The organism is Coriobacteriia bacterium, from assembly GCA_003149935.1.
GTDB lineage: Bacteria > Actinomycetota > Coriobacteriia > Coriobacteriales > QAMH01 > QAMH01.
The window spans coordinates 197,102-220,707 of the sequence record QAMH01000008.1; the positions used below are offsets into that span (position 1 = coordinate 197,102).

The 23,606-nt window shown below is 57.9% G+C and carries 20 protein-coding genes and 2 tRNA genes; 16 read left to right on the plus strand and 6 right to left on the minus strand.

Going from position 1 to position 23,606, the window contains the following annotated elements:
- Window positions 1-145 precede the first annotated feature (145 nt).
- From dnaN to DBY20_07790, 7 genes are all read left to right on the plus strand, one after another.
- A complete protein-coding gene (dnaN, locus tag DBY20_07760) occupies window positions 146-1,279 on the plus strand; it encodes a DNA polymerase III subunit beta (protein ID PWL78209.1) in 1,134 nt (377 codons plus the stop codon).
- A gap of 21 nt (window positions 1,280-1,300) precedes the next feature.
- Entirely contained in the window at window positions 1,301-2,467 is a 1,167-nt protein-coding gene (locus DBY20_07765; GenBank protein PWL78210.1) for a DNA replication and repair protein RecF, read from the plus strand.
- Window positions 2,468-2,626: 159 nt separating this feature from the next.
- Window positions 2,627-3,223 carry a hypothetical protein gene (locus tag DBY20_07770; protein PWL78211.1) on the plus strand — a complete coding sequence of 199 codons (597 nt, stop codon included), beginning with the start codon at window positions 2,627-2,629 and terminating at the stop codon, window positions 3,221-3,223.
- A 321-nt stretch (window positions 3,224-3,544) separates the two neighbouring features.
- Window positions 3,545-5,482: a DNA topoisomerase (ATP-hydrolyzing) subunit B gene (gene gyrB, locus DBY20_07775; protein ID PWL78212.1), complete on the plus strand. Its 1,938-nt coding sequence runs from the start codon at window positions 3,545-3,547 to the stop codon at window positions 5,480-5,482.
- Between the two features lie 16 nt (window positions 5,483-5,498).
- On the plus strand, window positions 5,499-8,219 hold the full coding sequence (locus DBY20_07780; GenBank protein ID PWL78213.1) for a DNA gyrase subunit A: 2,721 nt from the start codon (window positions 5,499-5,501) through the stop codon (window positions 8,217-8,219).
- Window positions 8,220-8,385: 166 nt separating this feature from the next.
- Window positions 8,386-8,462: transfer RNA gene (locus DBY20_07785), tRNA-Ile, on the plus strand.
- Window positions 8,463-8,583: 121 nt separating this feature from the next.
- Window positions 8,584-8,659: transfer RNA gene (locus tag DBY20_07790), tRNA-Ala, on the plus strand.
- 92 nt (window positions 8,660-8,751) lie between these two features.
- Here the strand turns inward: DBY20_07790 and DBY20_07795 are convergent.
- Window positions 8,752-10,269, minus strand: a complete 1,518-nt coding sequence (locus tag DBY20_07795) for a DUF853 domain-containing protein (GenBank protein PWL78214.1) — start codon at window positions 10,267-10,269, stop codon at window positions 8,752-8,754.
- A 192-nt stretch (window positions 10,270-10,461) separates the two neighbouring features.
- Here DBY20_07795 and DBY20_07800 point away from each other — a divergent pair, with 192 nt between their 5' ends.
- Complete coding sequence (locus DBY20_07800) at window positions 10,462-10,980, plus strand: hypothetical protein (GenBank protein ID PWL78215.1); 519 nt, start codon at window positions 10,462-10,464, stop codon at window positions 10,978-10,980.
- Here the strand turns inward: DBY20_07800 and DBY20_07805 are convergent.
- Window positions 10,977-11,738 (minus strand): hypothetical protein, encoded by a 762-nt coding sequence (locus tag DBY20_07805; GenBank protein ID PWL78216.1) that lies wholly within the window; start codon window positions 11,736-11,738, stop codon window positions 10,977-10,979. The two genes, DBY20_07800 and DBY20_07805, sit on opposite strands and share 4 nt — an antisense overlap.
- Window positions 11,739-11,952: 214 nt before the next feature.
- Between DBY20_07805 and DBY20_07810 the strand changes: the two genes are divergently transcribed.
- From DBY20_07810 to DBY20_07835, 6 genes are all read left to right on the plus strand, one after another.
- Window positions 11,953-14,154, plus strand: coding sequence for a hypothetical protein (locus DBY20_07810; protein PWL78217.1), 2,202 nt, complete (start codon window positions 11,953-11,955; stop codon window positions 14,152-14,154).
- Window positions 14,102-14,701 (plus strand): hypothetical protein, encoded by a 600-nt coding sequence (locus tag DBY20_07815; GenBank protein ID PWL78218.1) that lies wholly within the window; start codon window positions 14,102-14,104, stop codon window positions 14,699-14,701. The genes DBY20_07810 and DBY20_07815 overlap by 53 nt, the downstream gene beginning before the upstream one ends.
- Before the next feature lie 208 nt (window positions 14,702-14,909).
- Window positions 14,910-16,466: a sodium:proton antiporter gene (locus tag DBY20_07820; protein PWL78219.1), complete on the plus strand. Its 1,557-nt coding sequence runs from the start codon at window positions 14,910-14,912 to the stop codon at window positions 16,464-16,466.
- Window positions 16,467-16,516: 50 nt separating this feature from the next.
- The gene (locus tag DBY20_07825; GenBank protein PWL78220.1) at window positions 16,517-18,019 is read left to right on the plus strand and encodes a D-alanine--poly(phosphoribitol) ligase; all 1,503 of its coding nucleotides are present in this window, start codon (window positions 16,517-16,519) and stop codon (window positions 18,017-18,019) included.
- A gap of 95 nt (window positions 18,020-18,114) precedes the next feature.
- Window positions 18,115-19,299 carry a diaminopimelate decarboxylase gene (locus tag DBY20_07830; protein ID PWL78221.1) on the plus strand — a complete coding sequence of 395 codons (1,185 nt, stop codon included), beginning with the start codon at window positions 18,115-18,117 and terminating at the stop codon, window positions 19,297-19,299.
- Window positions 19,300-19,362: 63 nt separating this feature from the next.
- Window positions 19,363-19,608, plus strand: coding sequence for an acyl carrier protein (locus tag DBY20_07835; GenBank protein PWL78222.1), 246 nt, complete (start codon window positions 19,363-19,365; stop codon window positions 19,606-19,608).
- Window positions 19,609-19,632: 24 nt separating this feature from the next.
- Here DBY20_07835 and higA read toward each other — a convergent pair whose 3' ends face one another.
- The 4 genes from higA to DBY20_07855 form a co-directional block, all read right to left on the minus strand.
- On the minus strand, window positions 19,633-19,962 hold the full coding sequence (gene higA, locus DBY20_07840; protein ID PWL78223.1) for an addiction module antidote protein, HigA family: 330 nt from the start codon (window positions 19,960-19,962) through the stop codon (window positions 19,633-19,635).
- 9 nt (window positions 19,963-19,971) lie between these two features.
- Window positions 19,972-20,253 (minus strand): plasmid maintenance system killer, encoded by a 282-nt coding sequence (locus tag DBY20_07845; protein PWL78224.1) that lies wholly within the window; start codon window positions 20,251-20,253, stop codon window positions 19,972-19,974.
- A 458-nt stretch (window positions 20,254-20,711) separates the two neighbouring features.
- Entirely contained in the window at window positions 20,712-21,221 is a 510-nt protein-coding gene (locus DBY20_07850; GenBank protein PWL78225.1) for a hypothetical protein, read from the minus strand.
- Entirely contained in the window at window positions 21,197-21,553 is a 357-nt protein-coding gene (locus DBY20_07855) for a translation repressor RelB (protein PWL78226.1), read from the minus strand. Before DBY20_07855 ends, DBY20_07850 begins: the two co-directional genes overlap by 25 nt.
- Window positions 21,554-21,900: 347 nt before the next feature.
- Here DBY20_07855 and DBY20_07860 point away from each other — a divergent pair, with 347 nt between their 5' ends.
- Entirely contained in the window at window positions 21,901-22,761 is an 861-nt protein-coding gene (locus DBY20_07860; GenBank protein PWL78309.1) for a DNA damage-inducible protein D, read from the plus strand.
- A gap of 230 nt (window positions 22,762-22,991) precedes the next feature.
- Complete coding sequence (locus DBY20_07865; protein ID PWL78227.1) at window positions 22,992-23,591, plus strand: hypothetical protein; 600 nt, start codon at window positions 22,992-22,994, stop codon at window positions 23,589-23,591.
- The last annotated feature ends 15 nt before the right edge of the window (window positions 23,592-23,606 follow it).

A 23,606-nucleotide genomic window follows, 5' to 3' on the forward strand; every position in this document is an offset into this window, starting at 1 on the left:
TGATAAGTTTTACCCGCTAAAATATCTGTTGATAACGCAATCGGTTTTCGACAAGAAACGTCAATCGGAAAAGAGGGGTTGAACTGGTAGAAAAGAAGTTTTCCACTAATTCACCTGTCTTATTATGATTATTAGATATATATAAATAAGAACTAATAATAATAGGGGAGAGAGAAACGTGAAATTCAGAATCTCAAAGGACGACCTTCTGAACGCCATCAACACCGTATCAAAGGGCATGTCGTCGCGGTCAACGCTTCCCATCCTCTCGGGCATCCTGCTCGAGACAACCGATCAGGGCAAACTCGTCTTCCAGACGACCGATCTCGAAATCTCGATCAAGCACGCCACCAGTGCAAACATCGAGGAGCCCGGCCGTTGCGTCATCCCCGGCAAGCTGCTTGCAGATATCGTCAAGAGCCTCCCCGACGCATCTATCGAAGTCAGCACCCAAGACGAGCAGGCACATATCACCTGCCTTGACTCGTCCTTCACGCTCTCCGCGCTCAATCCTGCGGACTTCCCCTATTTCCCGCAGGTCAATCCCTCGACAACCATCGTGCTTCCTCCCGCGGAGCTTGCTGATGCCGTTCGCTGTGTTGGCAAGGCAGTCTCGCGTGATGAGTCTCGCATTATCCTCACCGGTATCTTCTTCGCCGTCAAAGATGGTATCGTGACGCTCGCCGCAACGGACTCGTATCGCCTTGCCGTTGCAGAGATTCCCGTTCCCAACTCCGATGTCAACGACTTCTCCGCCATCATCCCCGGTAAGACCTTCGATGAAGTCTGCCGTCTGGCCCTCTCGAGCGATTCCGTCTCGGTTGGATTCTCCGAAAACCAGGTTCTCATCACCTTCGGCGAGACGATCTTCGTGAGCCGAAAGATCGAGGGCACCTATCCCAATTACAAGCAGCTCATTCCCGCCGATCACGAGGTATCGATTCAGGCGGATTCACAAGCGCTCATCACCGCCATCAAGCGTGTCGCAATCCTCGCGCAATCCCACACCCCCATCAGGTTCCAATTCTCTGCCGAGGGTCAAAACGTCACCATTTCCGCCAACACCGCAGATGTCGGTGGAGCATCCGAGGTCGTCGGTGCCGAGGTAGACGGCCCAAGCATGGAGATCGCCTTCAACCACCAGTACATCCTCGACGGACTCAACATGATCAAGGGTGACGTGCTTATCGAGCTGCAATCCTCCCTCAAGCCCGGCATCCTCAAGAGTGTCGACAAGGAAGACTTCCTGTACCTCGCCATGCCCGTTCGCCTGAACTAACGTCAGGTCTTCACTCACACGATGGCGCTCAAGATTACAAGCATCACCCTCGACAACATACGAGGGTATAAGCACCTGTCCCTTGATGATCTGGGCAACCTCGTCATCATCGTGGGGCCTAATGCGGTTGGAAAAACAAATGTCATCGAGGCGATACAGCTTCTCACTTCTGCATCATCCTTTCGCAAGCCCTCGTGGACGGAGCTCGTTTCCTGGGATAATCAACAAGGATACGCCCTCATTCACCTAGAGGAAGACAAGCGCCACCTCGAGCATCGCCTTGTCGTATCCGAAAACGACCATCTCTATGAAGTCAACGGAAAGAAGAAGACACCCGCGGCAATTCGCGGGTCCCTTCCCTGCGTGTTGTTCATTCCCGATGACCTTCAGCTCATCAAGGCATCCTCTACTCGCCGCCGTGATGCCATCGACGCCCTTGCCGTGCAGCTTTCCAAAAACTACTCCTCGCTCAAGAGCGACTATCAGCAAGCACTCAAACAGCGAAACCTCCTCTTGAAAGAGGGTATACACGAAGGGTCGCTCTTCGATTCCTGGGACGAGTCCTTCTCTGTTCACGGCGCACGTCTCTGCCTTGCCCGCTGGCGGCTTTTCGATCGCCTCTTTGATCGCATGACCACAATCTATGGCGATGTTGTTCCCCAAGAGCGCCTTGCAGCTCGTTACATCCCTTCATGGAAACGCTTCGATAGCGAACAACGCCAGATTGGCGACATCGACCAGTACGAACCCGGGGACGACTCATCATCTCTCACCATCGAGGAGCTCCAGAGAGAGCTCCTCGAACAATCTCATTTTCTGGCAGATGCAGAGCTTCGTCGCGGGATATCGCTTGTGGGCCCTCACAAGGACGAGATGGCCTTCTTCATCAACGAGAGAAATGCCCGTCTTTTTGCTTCTCAAGGGCAACAGCGCACCATCGTTCTCGTGATGAAACTCGCTTGTGTTGAGCTTGTCAACGAGCTTATGGGAACTGAACCCGTCCTTCTTCTTGACGATGTCATGTCCGAACTCGACGAGAAACATCGCAACGCTCTCACGGCTTTCATTGAGAAAAACGTCCAAACCTTCATTACCACGACAAATCTCGACTATTTTTCCCCTGACATTCTCAGTCATGCCACCATCGTGCGCGTGCCTATTGAGGGCACGCGCCACGATTACAAGTAAGAGAGCGGCCGGGGATGCGGGTGACAGTGGGGACGGGGGTTCTGTCACGCCCATGGGCGTGACAGAACCCCCGTCCCCACTGTCACTTCCGAGAAATCTTCACCGATGCAGCGCCCCCTGATGCGTTATAGTGAACCAAGCACCTAAACGAACATAAACATGGCATGGGGGTGTGTGATGACGGGGTATGACATCGGTTCGGAGATAGAGGGAGTCGTTCGTTCCCTCCAGCGTAACAACCCCGACCTTTCCGCGACTGCGCGCGTAAAACGCGCCTGGAACCTATCCGTCGACAAGCGCATTGCCGAGCATGTCACGGCTGTTTTCGTCGTACCCAACACCGCTGCGAGCGAGATCATCGTATACGTCGACAGTTCCATTTGGGCGACGGAGCTCAACATGCAGTCAGAACTCCTGCGCCTCAATCTCAACATAGAACTCAACAAGGATGCCGATGAGCCTTCCAATGTCATGAGAAAGGCCGAGCAAGTCGAGAAGCTCACCTTCAAGGTATCGAAGGAGCAGTATGCCGCCCGCGATCGCCGTCTCACGACACTCCAACTCCTCGAAGCCGAGGATGAGGATTACCGCAAGGCCCAGCCTGTTGCGCTCGACGAAGAAGAACTCTCGGGCCTTGAGGAAGCACTCTCCCATATCGAGAATGACCAGCTCCGCGATACCGCCTATGCTGCCGCCAAGGCAAATCTCGAATGGCAAAAGGGCGTCGACAGCTTCAGGAACCAACGCCCGGCATAAAAGGCAGTGACAGGGGGACGGGGGTTCTGTCACGCTGAAGTTCAGCGTGACAGAACCCCCGTCCCCCTGTCACTGCCCTCGTCCGGTCATCATGATTCCCTATATCTTCCACTTCCCACGATAAAGCAATTTAAGCCCTAATAAGCCTTTGTAACCTCTTATGTGGTAGTACCCCCATACATGGAGCCGAAAAGCCCTCAAAACACAAAATATTGTGTTTTAGAGTGAAATCGCCTGATAAATGCACTAGAATGTGCCGAGCATTCATGACAATGGTGGAAGCGTACCGTATGGTGCGCTTCCTGTAGTGTTAGGAGAATGATGGCTGAGCAAGAAACCAGCTACGGCGCACAAGACATCCAGATTCTCGAAGGTCTGGAGCATGTCCGCAAGCGTCCCGGCATGTACATCGGCTCGACGGGTCCCAAGGGTCTGCATCACCTCGTCTACGAGGTTGTCGATAACTCCGTCGATGAGGCACTTGCCGGTTTTTGCAATCAGATTGACGTAACTCTCAACGAGGACGGATCCTGCACCGTCGTCGATGATGGCCGCGGCATTCCCGTCGAGGAGCATCCCAAGCGCAAGAACATGTCGACGCTCGAGGTCGTCCTCACCATCCTCAACGCCGGCGGCAAGTTCGGCGGCAGCGGCTATAAGGTTTCCGGTGGTCTGCACGGCGTCGGTGTCTCCGTCGTCAACGCTCTGTCCTCCAAGGTCGTCGCGCAGGTCAAGCGTGACGGGGCCATCTGGGAGATGGAGTTTTCGCGCGGCAAGACCGTTCAGAAGATCATCGAGGTCGGCAAGACCGATAAAACCGGCACGACCATCACCTTCTGGCCCGATCCGAAGATTTTCCAGACCGTCGAGTTCGATTACGAGACGCTGCGCATCCACTTCCGCCAGACGGCCTTCCTCAACAAGGGCCTCAAGATCGTCTTCTGCGATGCCCGCGGCGAAGAGCCCAAAACCGAGGTCTTCCAGTACAAGGGCGGCATTATCGACTTCGTCAAGTACATGAACGAAGGAAAGACCGCCCTCAACGACAAGCCCGTGTATTTCGAGGCGGAAAGCGAGGCCGGTGAGGTCGAGATCTCCATGCAATGGACCGAGACCTACTCCGAGAACGTTCGCTCGTTTGCCAACAACATCGACACCACCGATGGTGGTACGCATCTCGAAGGCTTCCGCACGGCACTAACCAAGACCATCAACGAATATGCGCGCAAGAAGAACCTTCTCAAGGAGAAGGACGAGAATCTTTCCGGCGAGGATTGCCGCGAAGGCCTTTCCGCCGTCATCTCCGTGCGCCTGCACGAGCCGCAGTTCGAAGGCCAGACCAAGGCCAAGCTCGGTAATCCCGAGGTGCGCGGTCTTGTCATCGGCGCCGTCAACAAGGGTCTCGCCGAATATCTCGACGAAAACCCCAAACCGGCGAAGATGATCGTGCAAAAGGCCATCCAGGCTGGCAAGGCCCGCGCCGCCGCCCGCAAGGCTCGCGACCTCACGCGTCGCAAGGGTGCTCTCGAAGGTGCCGGACTCCCCGGCAAGCTCGCAGACTGCTCCGTGCGCGACCCAGCGCTCACCGAGCTCTACATCGTCGAGGGTGACTCCGCAGGTGGCTCGGCCAAGCAAGCGCGCGAGCGCAGCTACCAGGCCATTTTGCCCCTGCGCGGCAAGATTCTCAACGTCGAGCGCGTGCAGGAGCATCGTGCGTTGTCCTCGGACACCATCAACTCGCTCATCACGGCCATCGGTACGGGATACGGCGAGGGCTTCGATGCCGACAAGGCGCGCTACCATCGCATCATCATCATGACCGATGCCGACGTCGATGGTGCACATATCGCCATCCTGCTGCTCACCTTCTTCTTCCGCTTCATGCCCGAGCTCATCAAGCGTGGTTACATCTACATCGCATGCCCGCCGCTCTATGGTCTCAAGAAGAAGAACTCGCGCACCGGCAAGGTTATCCAGTATCTCTACAACGACGAGGCACTCAAGGAGTGCATGAACAACCTCGATAATCCCGAGAAATACGATGTCCAGCGTTATAAGGGTCTCGGCGAGATGGACCCCGAGCAGCTCTGGGAGACCACCATGGATCCCGAGCGCCGTACGCTGCGACAGGTTGAAATTTCCGATATGACCGAGGTTGACCGCGTTGTCAACGAACTTATGGGAAACGACGTCGAATGCCGCCGCACCTTCATCACGGAGCATGCGGCCGATATCGACGAGCGCTTCCTCGACATCTAAGGAGGGATGAAATCACATGGTAGACGATCTGTTTGGCACCAACGGCGCCGACGATAACCAGGAATCCCTCATGGGAGACGAGGAGTTCGCCGAGGTCGTGGAGGCAACCGTCGAGGATGTCGCCGAAAACGGCGAGGAAAGCCTCGAAGCAAAGATTAATCACGGCATCGGAACGCTCGATATAAACGTCGGCAAGGTCTCCGAGACCGACTTCGCGCGCGAGATGCGCACGTCGTTCCTCGAGTACTCGATGTCGGTCATCGTTGCACGCGCGCTTCCCGACGTGCGCGACGGTCTCAAACCCGTCCATCGCCGCATCCTCTATGCAATGAGCGAGAGCGGTATCACGCCCAACAAGCCTCACGTCAAGTGCGCCCGCCCCGTCGGTGACTGCATGGGTAAATATCACCCGCACGGCGATGTGGCTATCTACGATACGCTCGTGCGTCTGGCCCAGGACTTCTCGATGCGTGTGCCGCTCATCGACGGGCATGGCAACTTCGGTTCCATCGATGGCGACTCTGCCGCAGCCATGCGTTATACCGAGGCGCGCCTGAACAAGCCCGCCATGGAGCTGCTCGCCGACCTCGAGAAGGAGACCGTTGACTGGCAGCCCAACTACGACGAGTCGATGCAAGAGCCCAAGGTGCTCCCTGCACGTTTCCCGAACCTGCTCGTCAACGGTTCTGCCGGCATCGCCGTCGGCATGGCGACGAACATTCCGCCGCATAACCTCGGCGAGGCCATCGACGCGACCATCGCCGTCATGGAAAACCCCGACATCTCGCTCGACGAGCTGCTGCAGATCATGCCCGGCCCAGACTTCCCGACCGGTGCAACCATCATGGGTCGAGCTGGTATCCGCGAGGCGTACGAGACCGGCCATGGCTCGATTACCATCCGCGCCAAGGCCCACGTCGAGAAGAGCACCTCGGGTCGCAACCGCATCGTCGTGACCGAGATTCCGTACCAGGTCAACAAGGCCAAGCTCATCGAGAAGATCGCCGACTTGGTCAAGCAGAAGACGGTCACGGAGATTTCCGGACTCAACGACGAGTCGGACCGCAAGGGCATGCGCATCGTCATCGACCTCAAGCGCGGCGAAGAGCCGCAGGTTGTGCTCAACAAGCTCTACAAGCACACGCAGCTGCAAACGGGCTTTGGTATCAACAACCTCGCGCTGGTCAACGGCGTGCCGCATATCCTGAGCCTCAAGGACATGCTCTACAACTACATCGACCACCAGGTCGATGTTATCCAGCGCCGCACACGCTACGAGCTGCGCAAGGCCGAGGAGCGCGCCCACATCCTCGAGGGTCTCGTCATCGCCCTCGACAACATCGACGAGGTCATCTCCATCATTCGCTCCTCGCGCGATGACGCCGAGGCCCGCGCCAAGTTGATTGAGCGCTTTGGCCTCTCCGAGGTGCAATCCAACCACATCCTCGAGATGCGCCTGCGCCGCCTGACCGGCCTCGAGCGCGAGAAGATCGAGACCGAGCTCGCCGAGCTGCGCGAGAAGATCGCCTACTACAAGCGCGTCCTGGGTGACGAGAACCTCGTCAAGGAAATCATCCGCGACGAGATGCTCGAGATCAAGCGCCGCTATGGCGACAAGCGCCGTACCGAGATCGCCGACGAGGCGCGTGACCTCGATATCGAGGATCTCATCGCCGACGAGGACATGGTCGTCACCATCACCCGCAGCGGCTACATCAAACGCCTGCCGGTGGCCACGTACCGCCAGCAGAAGCGCGGCGGCAAGGGCATGAGTGGCGTGAAGCTCAAGGAGAATGACTTCGTCGAGCAGCTCTTCATCGCCTCGACGCATGATTACATGCTCTTCTTCACGAGCAAGGGCAAGGTATATCGCCAGAAGGTGCACCAGATTCCGCTTGGCAGCCGCCAGGCCAAGGGCACGCCTGTCGTCAATCTGCTTCCCATCGAGGACGACGAGAAGGTCGCGACCGTCATCAACACGCGTGACTTCCCCGCCGACGAGTATCTGCTCTTCGCGACCGCACACGGCATGGTCAAGAAGACGGCCTTCGACGCGTACAAGAACGTGCGCTCCAACGGCCTCATCGCCATCAACCTGCGCGATGCCGACGAGCTCATCGCCGTGCGCCGCGTGGCTCCCGGCATGAAGGTCATGATGGTGAGCAGCGCCGGCAAGGCCATACGCTTCGACGAGTCCGAGGCGCGCCCGATGGGTCGCGACACGACGGGCGTTCACGGCATCCGCATCGACGTCAAGGGTGGCGACCGCGTGCTTGGCATGGAGATCGCGCCTGATGATAGCGACCTCTTCGTCATCACCGAGCGCGGTTACGGCAAGCGCACCAAGGTCACCGAATACACCGAGCACCATCGCGGTGGTGGCGGTATGTCGACGATCAAGATGACCGACAAGAAGGGCAAAATTGCCGCGATGAAGATCATCAACGAGAAGCACGAGATGATGATCGTATCCGAGGAGGGCGTCGTGATCCGCGTGAAGGCGGGCGACATCTCCGAGCTTTCGCGTGCCACTCAGGGCGTCAAGGTCATGAACGTTGATGATTCCGACCGCGTCGTGGCAGTTGCACGCGTGGCCGGCGGCAAGAAAAAGAAGAAGGAAATCATCGAGGGCCAGACCGAGCTTCTCACCGAGGAAATCTCCGGCCAGATGAAGACCGAAGTTCCCGCCGACGTGGAAGACGACAACGACGAAGACGAGATCGATACCACCGACTAGTAGCCGCAAGTGACTAGGATATGAGACAGCGTGCCAGGCACGCTGTCTCATATGAGCCGCTCGTGTCGTTTGTGGGGCACTTCCGCGGAAACGAGGAGAACTTTCTCGAATATTCGCTTCCCAAGGAACTAAGATTGTGGCAGTATACATGCTCGCGTATTTGCGCGGGCCTTTAGCTCAGTTGGCTAGAGCGCACGACTGATAATCGTGAGGTCACAAGTTCGAATCTTGTAAGGCCCACCATTCTAGGTAATAAACGCCCCGGCGTGGGCCGAGTCGCCGCCGGGGCGTTTATTGATACTAGGACGCAATGCACACGAGTCACGAGTCAAAGGGCCACACCTAATGTCTCGTTCTCGCCTTCGGGGGTATAGCTCAGCTGGGAGAGCGCGGGCTTTGCAAGCCTGAGGCCAGGGGTTCGAGCCCCCTTACCTCCACCAATACAGACGATGCGGGCACCTGTACGGTGCCCGTTTTGTATCGTTACTTATTCCAGATGCGGTTACAAATCCCGGCATAAGGTCCAAGAATCCTATTTTTTCAATGCACCAAAGATTCCGCGAATGATTTGTCGCGATGCCTCACGCCCAATCTGCCCGAGGACGGAGCTAACCTGCTTCACGGCCTGCTCCTGAACCTTTTGTGCCTTGTGTTCCTCGGCTGCCGCCGCCTTCTCGGCTTCTTTTGCCTTTTGCTTCTCGAACTCCGCCCGCTCCTTTTCCAGCGCCTCGCGCTCGGCTGCAAGATCATCGGCAACATCCTGCTCGAGCTCCTGTTTGTTTATGAGCTCGTAAGCGGACTCGCGGTCAATAGCCTGCCCGTACTTGTCCATGAGCGTCTTCTGGTCGGAAAGCACCTGCTCGACCACGGCATCGTCAGCGGCTGCCATGCGACATTGCGGAGGCAAGATCTTCGCGTATTCGACGACGCTCGGCTTGCCATCGGCATCGAGGAACGATACGAGCGCTTCTCCGGTGCCAAGCTCGAGGATCTTCTCCTTTGCGTCGAACGCGGGATTCTCGCGAAACGCCTGTGCCGCAGCCTTTACGGCCTTCTGCTCGGCGGGCGTGTAGGCACGCAAGCCATGTTGGATGCGGTTCGAGAGTTGCGCGAGTACCTCGTCGGGAATATCGGAAGGAGATTGCGTGATGAAGTACACGCCTACGCCCTTGGAGCGGATGAGCTTCACGACCTGCACGATCTTGCCCAGTAGCTCCTTGGGCATGCCGTTAAAGAGCAAATGTGCCTCGTCGAAGAAGAAGACAAACTTCGGCTTGTCCGCATTACCCACCTCGGGCAGAGTCTCGAAGAGCTCGCTCAACATCCAAAGCAGGAACATCGCGTAAATCTGCGGGCTGTTGATAAGTTGGGTGGCATTTAAAACGTTGACGTAACCCTGACCGTTCTCGTCAGTCGAGAACCAATCGTCAAGCTCAAGGTCGGGCTCACCAAAGAAGACGTCGCCTCCCTGGTCCTCGATGGCAATGAGCGCGCGCAGGATTGCGCCGACCGACTGTGACGAGACCTTGCCGTAGGTCGATTCGATTTCCTTGGCGTGTTCCGAAACGTAATTGAGCATCGCGCGCAGGTCCTTGAGATCGATGAGCAGCATCTGCTGGTCATCGGCAACGCGGAAGACGATATTGAGCACGCCCTCTTGCACCTCGGTCAGCTCGAGCAAGCGCGCGAGCATAACGGGACCCATGTCGGACACGGTGATGCGCACCGGGATTCCTCGGCCGTCGTGCATATCCCACAGACGCGTGGGGCACCCCTCGAGCTTCCAGTTCTCGATGCCGAACTTCTCGACGCGCTTCGCGACGTTCTCGGTATCGTCACCCGCTTGCGCGATGCCGCTTACGTCCCCCTTCACGTCGGCCATGAAAACGGGTACGCCAGCCTTCGAGAAACCCTCGGCGAGCACCTTGAGGGTGACGGTCTTGCCCGTACCCGATGCGCCGGCGATGAGACCATGGCGATTTGCCTGGTCGAGAAGCAGATTGCAGGCAGTTTCTCCCTGTCCAACCCAGATGTGATTCTCTTCAAGCATGGTGTCTCCTGAGGTCGGTTGTTGATTCGTGTGATGACATCGATTTTATCATGCATGACGTGCGGCGTTTTATGCGTAAAGGCGCCCACTATTGGTCTGAGTGTCATATTTGGTACACGTGTTTATCTCGACTTACCTTATACTGTTGGCTTACGTGCAGTACAGCACATGATTTAAGGAAAGAGGTGCCTTGTGCGCAAAGGCAACATCATAACCATTGCGGTTCTCGCCATCTTGTCCCTCGTGTTTTTGTGGCTTTGGAACGCACTCGGCTTCTCGTTCACCGATCCGGTCGATCTTGCCATTACCATCGTCTGGTGGGTTGTCATCATCGCTGTCGTCGTCGCGATTGTCGTGACCGAAAGACGCCGTCGCGAGCGCATCCGCACGGTCTTCGTTGCCGATGGGGTTCTCTACAACTGCGAAAGCGGCGTAATTCGCCTCAACAACGCAGCCGATGCCAAGAACTACGTCAAGGCAATCAGGCACGCGCTCAATAATCTCGACTATGGCGCGGAGGCAAAGCTCAGTCAGAACCAGCCGCGTTTGCACTTCAAGTACATCGTGCGCTCCAAGCGCTTTTCCGATGGTGGCAGGATGTGGGCAGGAGAGCTTGTCAACGTGAGAAACCCACAGGAAAACAGGGATTTTTCCGGTGCCGAGCAGCTCGCCAAGCTCATTGGCGCAGGCATGGAAAAGGATGCCCGCTAGCGCAGTAGTCTCCAGTACCCCGCCTTTGCCGACCCCACGCGGTCGATAATTCCCAGCTCGCGTAGCTTTCTGAACGATCGCCGTACTGTGCTTTCGCTCACACCAAGCAGCTCTGCAATGCGTGGTGCGGTGGCGCGTCCGTTGGCGCGCAGTGCGCGGAGCACGAATTCGTCTGTCGAGGTGAGGTCGAGGTTGTTCGCCGCAGCGATGGAGCGTTGCGAAAAGGGAGCGCCACGCAGCTCGTCCCCCGTTGCAAGCCCGTCGAATATGGAGTTGGCGTTTTGCGTGAGTGGTTGAGGGTCGGTGGGTTTCTCGCTGGTGTCCTCGAGAGTGCGGGCCTCCGCGGTCTGCTCCTGCTCAGATGCGATACGGCGAAGGTCTGCCACGTCTTCGGGACGTACGACCATGTTCTCTTCCACCGCAGCGTCGTAATACCAGCATGCCCCACGATACTTGATGGGATGGTCGGGGTTTCCCGCCGGAACGACGACCTCGAGGCAGAAGACGGCACCGTCGAGCACGGGCTCGGTCACGCAGACGATACCGAGCTCCTTTTGGGTGATGCGAGGGATTTGCTCGAACGGCTTGCGCATGCGCGTCAGGCCCTTCGCGCAGTCCTTGCCCGCAGAATCGACGAGCAGCACGCCGCCACCCGCGTTGGCGATTCCGCAGATAAGGGCGATGTGTCCCTGCTCCCACGAATCCCGTTGTACGCGCAATGTGTCTGCAGAATCGGGCATACCGGCACCTCCCATCATCGAAAACGGCTTTTCGAGGCTACCATTTGGTTGGATGAAACAGCCGTTCAGCGCACCTACAAGGTCATTACCATATCATTATACTATCAATACCCTGTCAAAACGAAGGCGTCAGTTGACTTTATCTATATAGTTGCGGGTATCGCGCGTCACATTGACGCACAGGAATCACCCACACATTGCTTTGGTTGATGGCAGCGGATAAGGGGCAAGCATGAACAACTTGGAACGCATGATGGATGTGAAGAGGAGCATGGCGGCAAAAGTGATCGCGGCGTTTATGTCCGTGGCACTTGCGCTTACGATGACCAACGTCTCGCTCTTCGCAGGTTACGCATGGGCTGACGATGAGCCCGAGCAGGCGGCGGAGAACACCGCCGGAAATGTTCCCGAGGAGGAGACGCCCGCACCTGAGACGCCTGCCGAGGAAACCCCCGCTGTTGCCGAGGAAGATGCCGAGGATGAGGCAGAGCCCGTTGTCGAGGAGCCTGTCGAAACTCCTGCTGCCGAGGAGGAGCCCGTCATCACCGAGCCGCAGAGCAATGCCTCTGTGCTTATGGTTGCCGAAGAGACGATCGTCCATGAGGCGCTTGCACTTGCGCCGCTGGACAATCCTGATATCAAGGACGATAAGCCCAGTGCTACCAAAACCATAGCCTTGACAATCCATTGCAACAAGAAAGAAAAACTGAAATGTCCGACCAATGAATGGAACATCAATCACGTTGCGGGAACATACACCGAGTGGAAGCCCTACGGCGCTGCCCTCGAGGTGATAGATGATGAAAACGCATACGTTACCGCGGGAAAAGTCACCGAAGCAACCGTTACTCATGATTGCATCGGGGATCACGGCCTTTGGTGGCGCCACAGAGTAACGTTTGAGATTACTGTCACGCACGATCTCGTTGATGTCGAGGCCAAAGAGCCCACCTGTACCGAACCTGGCAACGAAAAAGGCCAAATGTGCACCACGTGTGGCTGGACAGATGTTAAGACCATCCCCGCCACTGGTCATACCGAGGTCATCGATGAGGCCGTTGCCCCCACCTGCACCGAGACCGGACAGACCGAGGGAAAGCACTGCTCGGTCTGCGGCAAAGTCACTGTCGCTCCGTCGCTTCTTCCCTCCCTCGGTCATAAAACTGATGGCAAGGTCGAGCACAAGGATGCCACCTGCACCGAGACCGGCGTCGTCGGTGGTACCTACTGCACCAGATGCAACTATGGCAAAGACGCTGCCGAGGCCGTTATCGACGCTAAAGGTCACAACACCGACGGTGTGGTCGAGCACGTGGAAGCTACCTGCACCGAGACTGGTGTCGCCGGCGGCGTCTACTGCACGGCCTGCGGCGAGGGCAAGGAGGCTGCCGAAGCTATCCTTCCTGCTAAGGGCCACACCGAGGCCATCGATGCCGCCATCGCTCCCACCTGCACCGAGGCCGGCCTGACCGAGGGCAAGCACTGCAGCACATGCGGTACCATCCTCATCGCTCAGCAGACCATTGACGCCCTTGGCCATGAACTTGAGGTTACGGACCGAGTTTCCTCATCTTGCGTTAATCACGGTTATATCACCAAGGAGTGCACGCGCTGTGATCACATCGAGTTCGAGGAACTTCCCCTTGACGAGAACGCTCACAAGATCTTTGGCGTGACGGGCTATGCTCCCACCTGCACCGTTGCTGGCTTAACCGATAAAAGCTATTGCATAAGCTGCGGAAAAGTTTTCATCGAGCAGCAGGAAATCCCCGCCCTCGGTCATGACTGGGACGAAGGCATCGTAACCACTGAACCCACCTGCATCGAGGATGGTGTCATGACCTTCACTTGCAAGCGCGATGGCTGCGATGCCACCAAGACCGAAGCCATCTCCGCCAATGGTCACAACACCGATGGCATGATTGAGCACGTGGATGCCACCTGCACTGCCGACGGCGTCGTGGGCGGAACCTTCTGCACGGCTTGCGGCGAGGGCGAAGAGGCTGCCAGGACCATCATCGAGGCCACCGGCCATGCCTATGGCGAGTGGACCGTCGTGACCCCGGCGACGATCGACGCCGAGGGTCTTGAGCAGCGCGTTTGCGCCAATGACCCTGCGCACATCGAGACGAGGACCATCGACATCCTTCCCGCCACGACCATCACCTGGTACGACGAGGACGGCACGACTGTGCTTTCCACCATGCGCTACATCCAGGGTACCATCGAGCCTAGCTTCGCCGGTGAGGCTCCCGTCAAGGCAGAAGACGCCGACTACACCTACAGCTTCAACGGCTGGGAGAACGTGACGAGGACTGACTCCGTCATCGCCTACAGGGCTACGTACACCGCCACGGCCAAGCCGCAGCCCCCCCGTCCCCGTGGATCCCGAGGATCCCACCCCCGTCGATCCGGTAGACCCGACGCCGATTGACCCCACTCCGGTGGACCCCGTCGACCCCACGCCGGTTGACCCGATGCCGACCCCTGATGATCCGATCCCCGTCGACCCCACGCCGACTCCGGATCCTGCCCCGACGCCCACTCCTGGCGGTGACGGCACGGGCACCGACGCCGGTGCGGGCACTGGCACCGGTACGGGCACTGCAACCACACCCACGGCTCCTGCCACGACCGTGATTCCCGATGACGCGACGCCGCTTGCTGCTGCTCCCGCCGCCGCGCCCGCAGCTGCTGCCCCCGCCGCCGAGACCATCGCCGACGACGCCAACCCCTTGGCTGCCGCGCCCGGCGAGGAGACCATCGACGACGAGGGCAATCCGCTCGCGTCCTTCGAGCTGGCTCCGCAGTGCTGGGTGCACTGGCTGATGCTCATCGGCATCATCGTCACCGCCTTCTATGGCATTGGCGTTGTCATCAACCGCCGCAAGGACATCCAGGTTGTTGACGAGGTCGAGGCAGAGGTGATGGGCCAGCGCCCGGCGCAGCGCAGAGACGCCCGTCGTTCGCAGGAGGCCTAGGCCAATAACCAGCGCGACATATCTATCACAAAGGATGCGGTTCCAACCAGGGCCGCATCCTTTTGCCTGAGCATCCTGCCTCTTTTCCGCGTGGCTTAACGCCCTGCTTGCCCCGTTCAGGGCGCTCGAATCGACAAACAGGCCGCACATACTGTGAAGATGCCTATAATGTGCAGGAATATCGCAACCGACACGCATTGGGGAGAACATGGAGTTTGTCGGAACCTTCTGGGCGCTCGTGCCGCCCATCGTCGCCATTGTCCTGGCGCTTATCACCAAGGAAACCTACACGTCGTTGTTCGTCGGCATCGTCGTGGGTGCGCTTCTGCTCGCGGGGTTCGACCCGATCAACACCGTCAACTACATCATTGTCGGTGAGATTGGCGAGGGAGAAGACGCCATGGCGGTTGGCTTCCTCAACGCCATCAGCGACCCATGGAACGCGGGCATCTTCGTCTTCCTCGTGATGCTTGGCATCATGGTCGCGCTCGTCAACAAGGCGGGTGGATCGGCGGCATTCGGTGCCTGGGCGGCCAAGCACATCAAGACGCGCGTCGGTGCACAACTTGCTACCTTCGCCCTCGGCGTGCTCATCTTCATCGACGATTACTTCAACTGCCTCACGGTCGGCGCGGTCATGCGTCCCGTGACCGACGAGCAGAAGATCTCGCGCGCCAAGCTGTCCTACATCATTGACGCTACCGCTGCGCCCATCTGCATGATTGCCCCCATCTCGTCCTGGGCAGCCGCAGTTTCCGCCACGGCAGCTGACCTGGATTCGGGTATCACGGGCATTCAGCTCTTCATCCAGGCGATTCCCTACAACTTCTACTCGCTGCTCACCATCGTCTTCGTCATCGTCATCGTTGTCATGGGCTTTGATTACGGCCCCATGGCACGCGCTGAGATTGAGGCATACCGCGATGGCATGCTGGGCTCGCTCGGCAACGAGGAAAAGCTCGACAATCCTCGTGCCAAGCTCATCGACATGCTCATCCCCATTCTCGTCCTCATCGTATGCTGCATAGTCGGCATGATGTTCGTGGGTGGTTTCTGGGATCCCGAGGCCGAGGGCTTTGGCGACCTTGCCCTGGCGTTTGGCAATACCGACGCGTCCGTCGGCTTGCCCTGGGGCTCCATCATCGCGCTCGTCTTCACCTTCATCTATCTGCTGTGCCGTCGCGTCATCACCTTTGGTGATGCGGCCGTCTGCATTGTCGACGGCTTCAAGGCGATGGTGCCGGCTCTGCTCATCCTCACCTTTGCGCTCACCCTCAAGCTCGCGACGAGCGCGCTCGGTGCCGATGTCTTTGTCGCCGGGCTCATGGAGGGTGCCGCTGCCGGGCTGTATAGCATGCTCCCCGCGATCATCTTCCTCGTTGCCCTGGGTCTTGCGTTTGCCACGGGCACGAGCTGGGGTACCTTCGGCATCCTCATTCCGATCGTGCTGCCCATTTTCACTGGTCAGCCCGAGCTGCTCACCATCGGCATTTCGGCGTGCCTTGCCGGCGCGGTTTGCGGCGATCACTGCTCGCCCATTTCCGACACCACCATCATGGCGTCCGCTGGTGCAAACGTGAACCATATCGTGCACGTTCAGACCCAGCTGCCCTACGTGCTCACGGTGGCGGCCATCTCGTTTGTCTGCTTCACCATCGCCGGCTTCGTGCAGAACTGGATCATCTGCCTTGCCGTTGGCATCGTGCTCGTGGTGGGTGTGCTCTTCGTGCTGCGCAAGACCATCGGCAAGCGCGTGACAAAATGAGACAAGGGGACAGGTACATCTGTCTCATTTTTAGGTCAGAGGAACAGGTTATGACTAACGTACTCGAGTGGCTTGAGAAACGGGCGCAGGAAATGCCCGACAAGGTCGCGTTTGCCGACGAACGCGACGAGGTGAGCTTCCTCGACCTCATGCGACGCGCCCGTTCCGTTGGCTCCTATCTTGCCGGCATCGTCGACGAGCGTAGCCCCATCGCCTGCTACATGGAGAAGAGCACCCAGACGCTCGCTGCCATGTTCGGCGCTGTCTACGCTCGTTGCTGCTATTCGATTATTGACGTACGCCAGCCGGCATCGCGCGCCCGCGCCATCGTCGACAAGCTCGCTACTCCCGTCGTGCTTGCGGATGCGAAGAACTTCGATGCCGCGTGGGAGGCTTTCGATGGCTACCTGGTGATATGCCTCGAGGACATTGTCGATACGCGTGCCGATAGCACCCTGCTTGCCAAGCGCCGTGCCGCCTCGCTCGACACAGATCCGCTGTATATCAACTTCACGTCGGGCTCCACGGGCACCCCCAAGGGAGTCGCCGTGAGCCATCGCTCCGTCATCGACTTCATCCCGTCGTTTACCTCGATTTTCGACATCACGAAAGACGACGTGCTAGCAAACCAGGCACCCTTTGACTTTGACGTGTCGGTCAAGGATATCTACGGCGGTCTCGCCACGGGCGCGACCGTGCAGATGATCCCGCGCGAGTACTTTAGCGTCCCCGTGAACCTCATGGACCTCCTCGTCGAGCGCGAGGTCACCGTCTGTACCTGGGCCGTGAGCGCCATGTGCTTCGTCTCCATGATGGGCGGTTTCGAGTATCGCGTGCCTACGACGATTCGTGCGGTCATCTTCAGCGGCGAGGTCATGCCGCCCAAGCAGCTCGCTGTTTGGCGCGAGGCGCTGCCCGACGCCATGTTCGTGAATGTGTATGGCCCCACCGAGGTAACCTGTAATTGCACCTACCACATCATCGTGCGCGACTACGCAAAGGACGAGGTCATTCCCATGGGCAGGCCCTTCCCCAACGAACGCGTCTTCCTTCTTGACGACGATGATCAGCTCGTTGAGGAGCCTGGCGTTGAGGGCGAGCTTTGCGTTGCCGGTACCTGCCTGGCGCTCGGCTACTATAACGATCCCGAGAAGACTGCCGAAGTCTTCGTGCAGAATCCCCTCACGCAGGCATTCCCCGAGACGATGTACCGCACGGGCGATGTGGCCATGCTCGATGAGGCAGGGCGATTCGTGTACCGGGGTCGCAAGGATCATCAAATCAAGCACCTGGGCCAGCGCATCGAGCTTGGCGAAATCGATGCCGTGGCACACGCGGTCGAGGGCGTGAAGCGCGCGTGCACGGTCTACGAACCGCGCAAGAAGCGCATCCTCATGTTCTATGCCGGCTCCTGCGACAAGGAAACCCTTGCCGATGCGCTCAAGACGTCTCTGCCGCAATACATGGTGCCCAACAAGATTCGGCAGCTGGATGGCATGCCCCTCACTAAGAACGGCAAGATCGACCGCCAGGCGCTCCTCGATATAAAATGAGACACATTGGACAGGTACATCTGTCTCATTCATGAATGAGACAGATGTACCTGTCCAATGTGTCTCATTCACTCGCTTTGAACGGAGGACGTGACATGAACAATAGCGAGCTTCTCGAGATTGCCGAGGAATACGGTACGCCGACCTTCGTCTTCGATGTGCGCGAGTTCTGGCAGCGCCTCGACAAGATCGCCGACATCTTTGGCGAGGACGTACGCTTTTGCTTCGCGATGAAGGCCAACCCCTTCCTCGCGGCTGCCGCGGCCGATCATGGCGAGCGGCTCGAGGTGTGCAGTCCCGGTGAGCTTGCCATCTGCGAGGACGTTGGCATCTCCGCAAACCAGATCGTGTACTCGGGCGTGAACAAGCAGGCCAGCGACATCGCCCATGCGATTGCGTATCGCGTCGGCGTGCTCACGGCCGAGTCGAAGCTCCACGTCGAGCTCATCGAGCAGTGCGCGGCACAAGCTCAGATCACGGTGGACGTGTTGTTGCGTCTCAATGCCGGAAGCCAGTTCGGCATGTCGAAGGATGACTTGCTCGAGGTCATCGACCAGCGCGAGAGCTATCCGCATCTCAACATCGTGGGACTGCACTACTTCGTGGGCACGCAGCGCAAGAAGCTCAAGCACCAGATTCGCGAGCTCGAGAAGCTGCGTGCGCTGATTGCGGAGCTGGAAGGCGAGCACGGCTTCGAGGTGAAGCGTCTCGAATATGGCCCCGGTCTGGCCGTGCCGTACTTTGCAGACGATGACTTCACGGACGACCTCGCACCGGCCCGCGAGCTGGCCCCGTACATCCAGGAGCTCGGCCGCGACGTGGAGGTCACGGTCGAGATGGGCCGCTTCTTCTCCGCATCGTGCGGCACCTACCTCACCCGCGTCGCCGATCTCAAGGAAAACGACGGCACGAACTACTGTATCCTCGATGGTGGCATCAATCACCTCACGTATGCCGGACAGGTCATGGGCCTCAAGGTGCCCGTGACCGTCAACCTCTCCGCGCTGGCCGATGCCATGCGCGAGCGCGATGAGCGCACCTGGACGCTCTGTGGCAGCCTCTGCACCGTCAACGATGTGCTCGTGCGCGAGGTCGAGCTCGATTCGCTCGAGATGGGTGATGTGCTCGCGTTTGCCAATGCCGGTGCGTACTCTGTGACCGAGGGAGCCCACCTGTTCTTAAGCCGCACGATGCCGCGTGTGGTCTTGCGCTATGATGGCGGATGCGAGCTTGCCCGCGACTTCATCGAGACGAGCACGCTCAACACGCCACGAAAATGAGACACATGTGCCTGGCACGCTGTCTCATATCGTAGACATTTGACCCAATATGAGGAGTATCTAATGGACGACATCACGCTTGAGGCTATCATCGACTTGCTTAAGGACGTTGAGGAAAACGTCGATTACGAGAACTGCACCGCGCTTGTCGACGAGCGCTTCCTCGACTCCTTCGACATCCTCGCGATCATCAACGCCATCGATGACGAGTTCGACATCGCCGTCCCGGCCAAGGAAGTCGTCCCGGCAAACTTCAACAGCGCCCAGGGCATCTACGAGATGGTGCTGCGCCTGGCGGAAGAGGAGTAGCGGGCTCTATCTGCAAGAATTGCCCTAGGCGATGCCCATCGCACAATCTACCGCGATGGGCTCTATCGCCTCGATGTCATCGCGATGCTCCTCGAGCGATTTCCACATGTCGACCTTGGCCTGCATGTTCATCCAGAACTGCGGGGTCGTGCCGAAGAGGCGCCCCAGGCGCAGGCACATGTCAGGGCTCAGTGCGCGTTTCTCGCGCACGATGTCGTTGATGGTTTGGCGGGTGACCCCGATGCGCTGGGCTAGGCTCGCGACTGTGAGCCCGAGCTCGGGCATGTACTCCTCGCGCAGGAACTCGCCAGGATGGATTGGCTCGCGCGAAACCACGATCATCTCGTCATCCATGAACCCTCCTCAGTGATAGTCGCAAATCTCGACGTCATACACGCCGTCGTCAGCGAAGCGAAAGCAAACGCGCCATTGGTCGTTGATGGAGACAGCATGCTGACCGGCACGGTTGCCCGCGAGCGCGTGCAGCCTGTTTCCTGGGGGCAGACGCAGGTCGAGAAGCGTCATCGCGTTGTCGATGAGCTCGAGCTTCCTGAGCGCGCGCCGCAAGATGTCCGGCGGGAGCTCCTTGCTCTGGCCCGTTTCAAACAGAAGGCGCGTGTCGCTGCTGGCGAAACTCCGTATCATGCAGTCTCCAATCCTTTTGGAGTGTAACATGTAACGTGACACGTTACAATGCGAAAGGGACAAAGCCCCTCATCATCCCAACTCGACGAGTGCAGCGTTCCAGGTTGTCATTTCGAGCGGAGGCGCGAAGCACCCCCCCTGTCATTTCGAGCGAAGGCGCGAAGCGCCGCAGTCGAGAAATCTCATCCCCTCATCATGTAGCTCGCCGCACTTTTCCAAAATCGTGTAAATTCCGGAATGCATTCCGGATTTCTCACAATTAGGGGCTCGCTCCTCAGCTTGCTGCCAAGAGTTGATGGGTAGGCAATGTACAGGGCTACTACTGCCAAGAACTGTGGGTTGGTGGCCACTCGGCGCCCGATTCTGTGACCACATGTTCACAAATCTTGGCAAAACGAGGGATTTCGCAGCCATAACCCCACAATGCTTGGCACCTGTGAGCGTTTCGTCTGCGCCTATCACCTTTGCAGGAACGCGATCATGTCCGCGCAGGTGAACGCCGGGCACGCGCTCTTTCCCAGCAGCGTCGTGTCATTGGTGACGAAGTAATCGGCCTTGCTCGTCTCGACCGCCGCGAGGATGAGGTTGTCCTCGAAGTCACCGTGCAGGTCGTGCATATGCTCGGCAAGCCAGATTTGCGGCTCGCCGATGGGTACCGCCACAGCTATGGCGGTCATGTTACGAAGACATCCCCAGGCTGTGGCCTGTATGGCTTGCGCACGGGCCTGGGTGAGCTGACCCTCGCGCTGACGAATCGCCTGCTTATGTTCGGCACAAAACAGGTAGTAGAAATCCTTTATCGAGGTGGATGCGTATGCGATGGTGAAATCGGCTTTCTCCAACAAGTCCATGAGAGTCTGGGCATCCGGATGGTTGGGTCGAGCGGCGTCGTAACAGTCGAGCCATATGTTGGTGTCAAGTAGTGCAACGGGGCTGTCGGTACTCATAGTAGTCCTCTGCTTTCCCATCGCTCTCGATACGCGAGCTCCTTGAGCTCGTCGTATGGCAGAGGATCTATCTCACCTGGTGTTATCCCCATCTCTTTATAGAAATCCGCCACGATTTTCTGCCCTTCGGCGATAAGCTCTAGCCTTCGCTGAACTTCCTCGCTCAGCGGCTTGTCTTCTTCGAGGAACTTCAGGTCATGTTCGAGTTTCAGGGGGTTGTTCTTGTTGCGCGCGGCATAGGACCACACTGCGCGCACCATTTGGGCGGGTGAGATTCCTATACTCTCGAGAGCGGCGTTGCCCTCAAGGCGAAGCTGCTCGTCGATGCGTACGTTCATCTGCGTCATGGCCATGACCGCCACCTCCTTCGAGAGAAGTATAGCATGAAGGCAAGAGTGCTATACGAATGATGATTTCCTGTCATCCTGGCGAAAGGCCGAGATTTCTCGACTTCGGCGCTACGCGCCTCCGCTCGGAATGACATTGATGACCTGTCATCCCGAGCGAAGCGAACGAAGCAGCCCCCCGTTGTCATCCCGAGCGAAGCTGCCGAAGGCAGCGCAGTCGAGAAATCTCCTCCGCCATGTCCGATTTTGGTCGGTAAAAATTCGGTGATTCGACCGAAAACGTTCGGCGTTTTTGTTAGATTCGCCTGCAATTATGGGGGAGCAAGATTATGCCGCTGAAGCTTGGAGGATCGATGGATAGCAAAGAAATAGAGAAGCGCAGGTTGGCGCTCGATGACCACATGCATGTCACGGAAGATGGCGTGGAATTCTGGTACGCACGAGAGGTGATGGGGGTCTTCGGCTATGCGCAATGGCGCAGGTTCGAGGAGACGATAAAGCGTGCCATGATATCGCTTGAGTCCAGCAAAACACCTGTTCGCGACCATTTTGCCGACGTTGGCAAAATGGTCCCTCTTGGGAGTGGCGCGGAGCGATCGGTAAAAGATTACATGCTCACGCGCTATGCCTGCTACCTCATCGCGCAAAACGGCGACCCGCGCAAGGAGGAGATCGCATTTGCCCAGAGCTACTTCGCCCTCCAAACACGCAAGCAAGAGCTCATCGAGCAGCGCATGTTGGAGCTGCGCAGGCTCACGGAGAGAGATGCCCTTACAGAGTCCGAGAAGGTGCTTGCCGCCATAGCCTTCGAGCGAGGTGTCGACCAGCGGGGGTTTGCGACCATCAAATCAAAAGGGGACGAGGTCCTGTTCGGCGGAAACAACACGAAGGCCATGAAGAAGCGCCTCGGCGTGCCCGAGAAGAAGCCCCTTGCCGACGTCCTTCCCGACGTGACCATGGCGGCCAAGAACCTTGCGAACTCAATGACGTCATATAACACCGAGGCAAATGATCTATACGGAACAAGGCAAATCGGCGACGAGCACCTCCAGAACAACAGGAGCGTGCGCGGCACTCTCGTGGCACGCGGCATCAAGCCGGAGAATCTGCCGCCGGAGGAGGACGCGAAGAAGCTGAAGCGTAGGGTGGAGGCAGACGAGCGAAAGCTCAAGCAAGGCGCGTCAGGGTTCGGGTCGGCGTCGCAAGACCTGTAGGCACAGACCCCTTCTGTCATTTCGAGCAAGCAAACGACATGCCCCCGCCTGTCATTTCGAACGAAGTCGTCAGAGGAGGCGGAGTCGAGAAATCTCTCGACAATCCATCTGCAAGCATCTGTGACCTGACCAAACCGCTTGCCGCTATTTCGCCATGTTGCGCAACAAAATCTCGAAATACGCCTGTAGGGTGGAGACGTCTTGCTGAAGCACTCTGAACAAACGGAAAGATGAGCATGTTTGGTCAAACCGAGGAAAACGGATATGTACTTGTCGAACACAAACCGGAATGGGTTGGAGATAATCAGGAAGATATCGGCCCCGAGACTCTAAAAAAGCTAGTCGACTTCTATATCACACATCCCCCTTTTGCAAAAAGCAGCTGTCAAGAACGACTGATTGATTATTACGGATGGGACAATCCCTGGAATCCCCCCACATCTCTCGGCGAAAGGCTAACGCGAGTTTGCGACAACGAAAATCCAATCTATAAAGCCGATAAACAAGAGGAAATGCAAGACAAGCTAGAGAAAGCAGGACTTCTGCGCTGCGTAGATTTACCGGAGCAAGAGACTGCCTGTATGTGGGATTCTAAGCGTAACCAAATGCTCAGTCTTTTCTACCACATCCGTAATTCGCTATGTCATGGAAGATATGTCGTGCTCATCCGCGGCGGTGATCTTTGGATTGCGGCAGAGGACATGGCGCCGCGAAAACAAAATGGCGAGAAGGAAAAAAGGTTAACTGCGCGGATGGTGCTGCGCGTTGATACGCTCTTGAAATGGGTTGATATCATTACTGCTGGTCCCGAGGAAATTAATCGGTCTTGATCAGACCAGAAACGC

What these genes read in the sequence shown, in the direction of transcription:
- DBY20_07795 (PWL78214.1), bottom strand. Translation starts at nt 10,269, where the DNA reads ATGCTTGAAGAGAATCACATCTGGGTTGGACAGGGAGAAACTGCCTGC.
- DBY20_07855 (PWL78226.1), bottom strand. Translation starts at nt 21,553, where the DNA reads ATGGCCATGACGCAGATGAACGTACGCATCGACGAGCAGCTTCGCCTT.
- DBY20_07765 (PWL78210.1), top strand. Translation starts at nt 1,301, where the DNA reads ATGGCGCTCAAGATTACAAGCATCACCCTCGACAACATACGAGGGTAT.
- DBY20_07850 (PWL78225.1), bottom strand. Translation starts at nt 21,221, where the DNA reads ATGGGAAAGCAGAGGACTACTATGAGTACCGACAGCCCCGTTGCACTA.
- DBY20_07845 (PWL78224.1), bottom strand. Translation starts at nt 20,253, where the DNA reads ATGATACGGAGTTTCGCCAGCAGCGACACGCGCCTTCTGTTTGAAACG.
- higA (PWL78223.1), bottom strand. Translation starts at nt 19,962, where the DNA reads ATGGATGACGAGATGATCGTGGTTTCGCGCGAGCCAATCCATCCTGGC.
- DBY20_07770 (PWL78211.1), top strand. Translation starts at nt 2,627, where the DNA reads ATGGCATGGGGGTGTGTGATGACGGGGTATGACATCGGTTCGGAGATA.
- DBY20_07820 (PWL78219.1), top strand. Translation starts at nt 14,910, where the DNA reads ATGGAGTTTGTCGGAACCTTCTGGGCGCTCGTGCCGCCCATCGTCGCC.
- DBY20_07835 (PWL78222.1), top strand. Translation starts at nt 19,363, where the DNA reads ATGGACGACATCACGCTTGAGGCTATCATCGACTTGCTTAAGGACGTT.
- DBY20_07805 (PWL78216.1), bottom strand. Translation starts at nt 11,738, where the DNA reads ATGATGGGAGGTGCCGGTATGCCCGATTCTGCAGACACATTGCGCGTA.
- DBY20_07780 (PWL78213.1), top strand. Translation starts at nt 5,499, where the DNA reads ATGGTAGACGATCTGTTTGGCACCAACGGCGCCGACGATAACCAGGAA.
- DBY20_07865 (PWL78227.1), top strand. Translation starts at nt 22,992, where the DNA reads ATGAGCATGTTTGGTCAAACCGAGGAAAACGGATATGTACTTGTCGAA.
- DBY20_07825 (PWL78220.1), top strand. Translation starts at nt 16,517, where the DNA reads ATGACTAACGTACTCGAGTGGCTTGAGAAACGGGCGCAGGAAATGCCC.
- gyrB (PWL78212.1), top strand. Translation starts at nt 3,545, where the DNA reads ATGGCTGAGCAAGAAACCAGCTACGGCGCACAAGACATCCAGATTCTC.
- DBY20_07860 (PWL78309.1), top strand. Translation starts at nt 21,901, where the DNA reads ATGGATAGCAAAGAAATAGAGAAGCGCAGGTTGGCGCTCGATGACCAC.
- DBY20_07830 (PWL78221.1), top strand. Translation starts at nt 18,115, where the DNA reads ATGAACAATAGCGAGCTTCTCGAGATTGCCGAGGAATACGGTACGCCG.
- DBY20_07810 (PWL78217.1), top strand. Translation starts at nt 11,953, where the DNA reads ATGAACAACTTGGAACGCATGATGGATGTGAAGAGGAGCATGGCGGCA.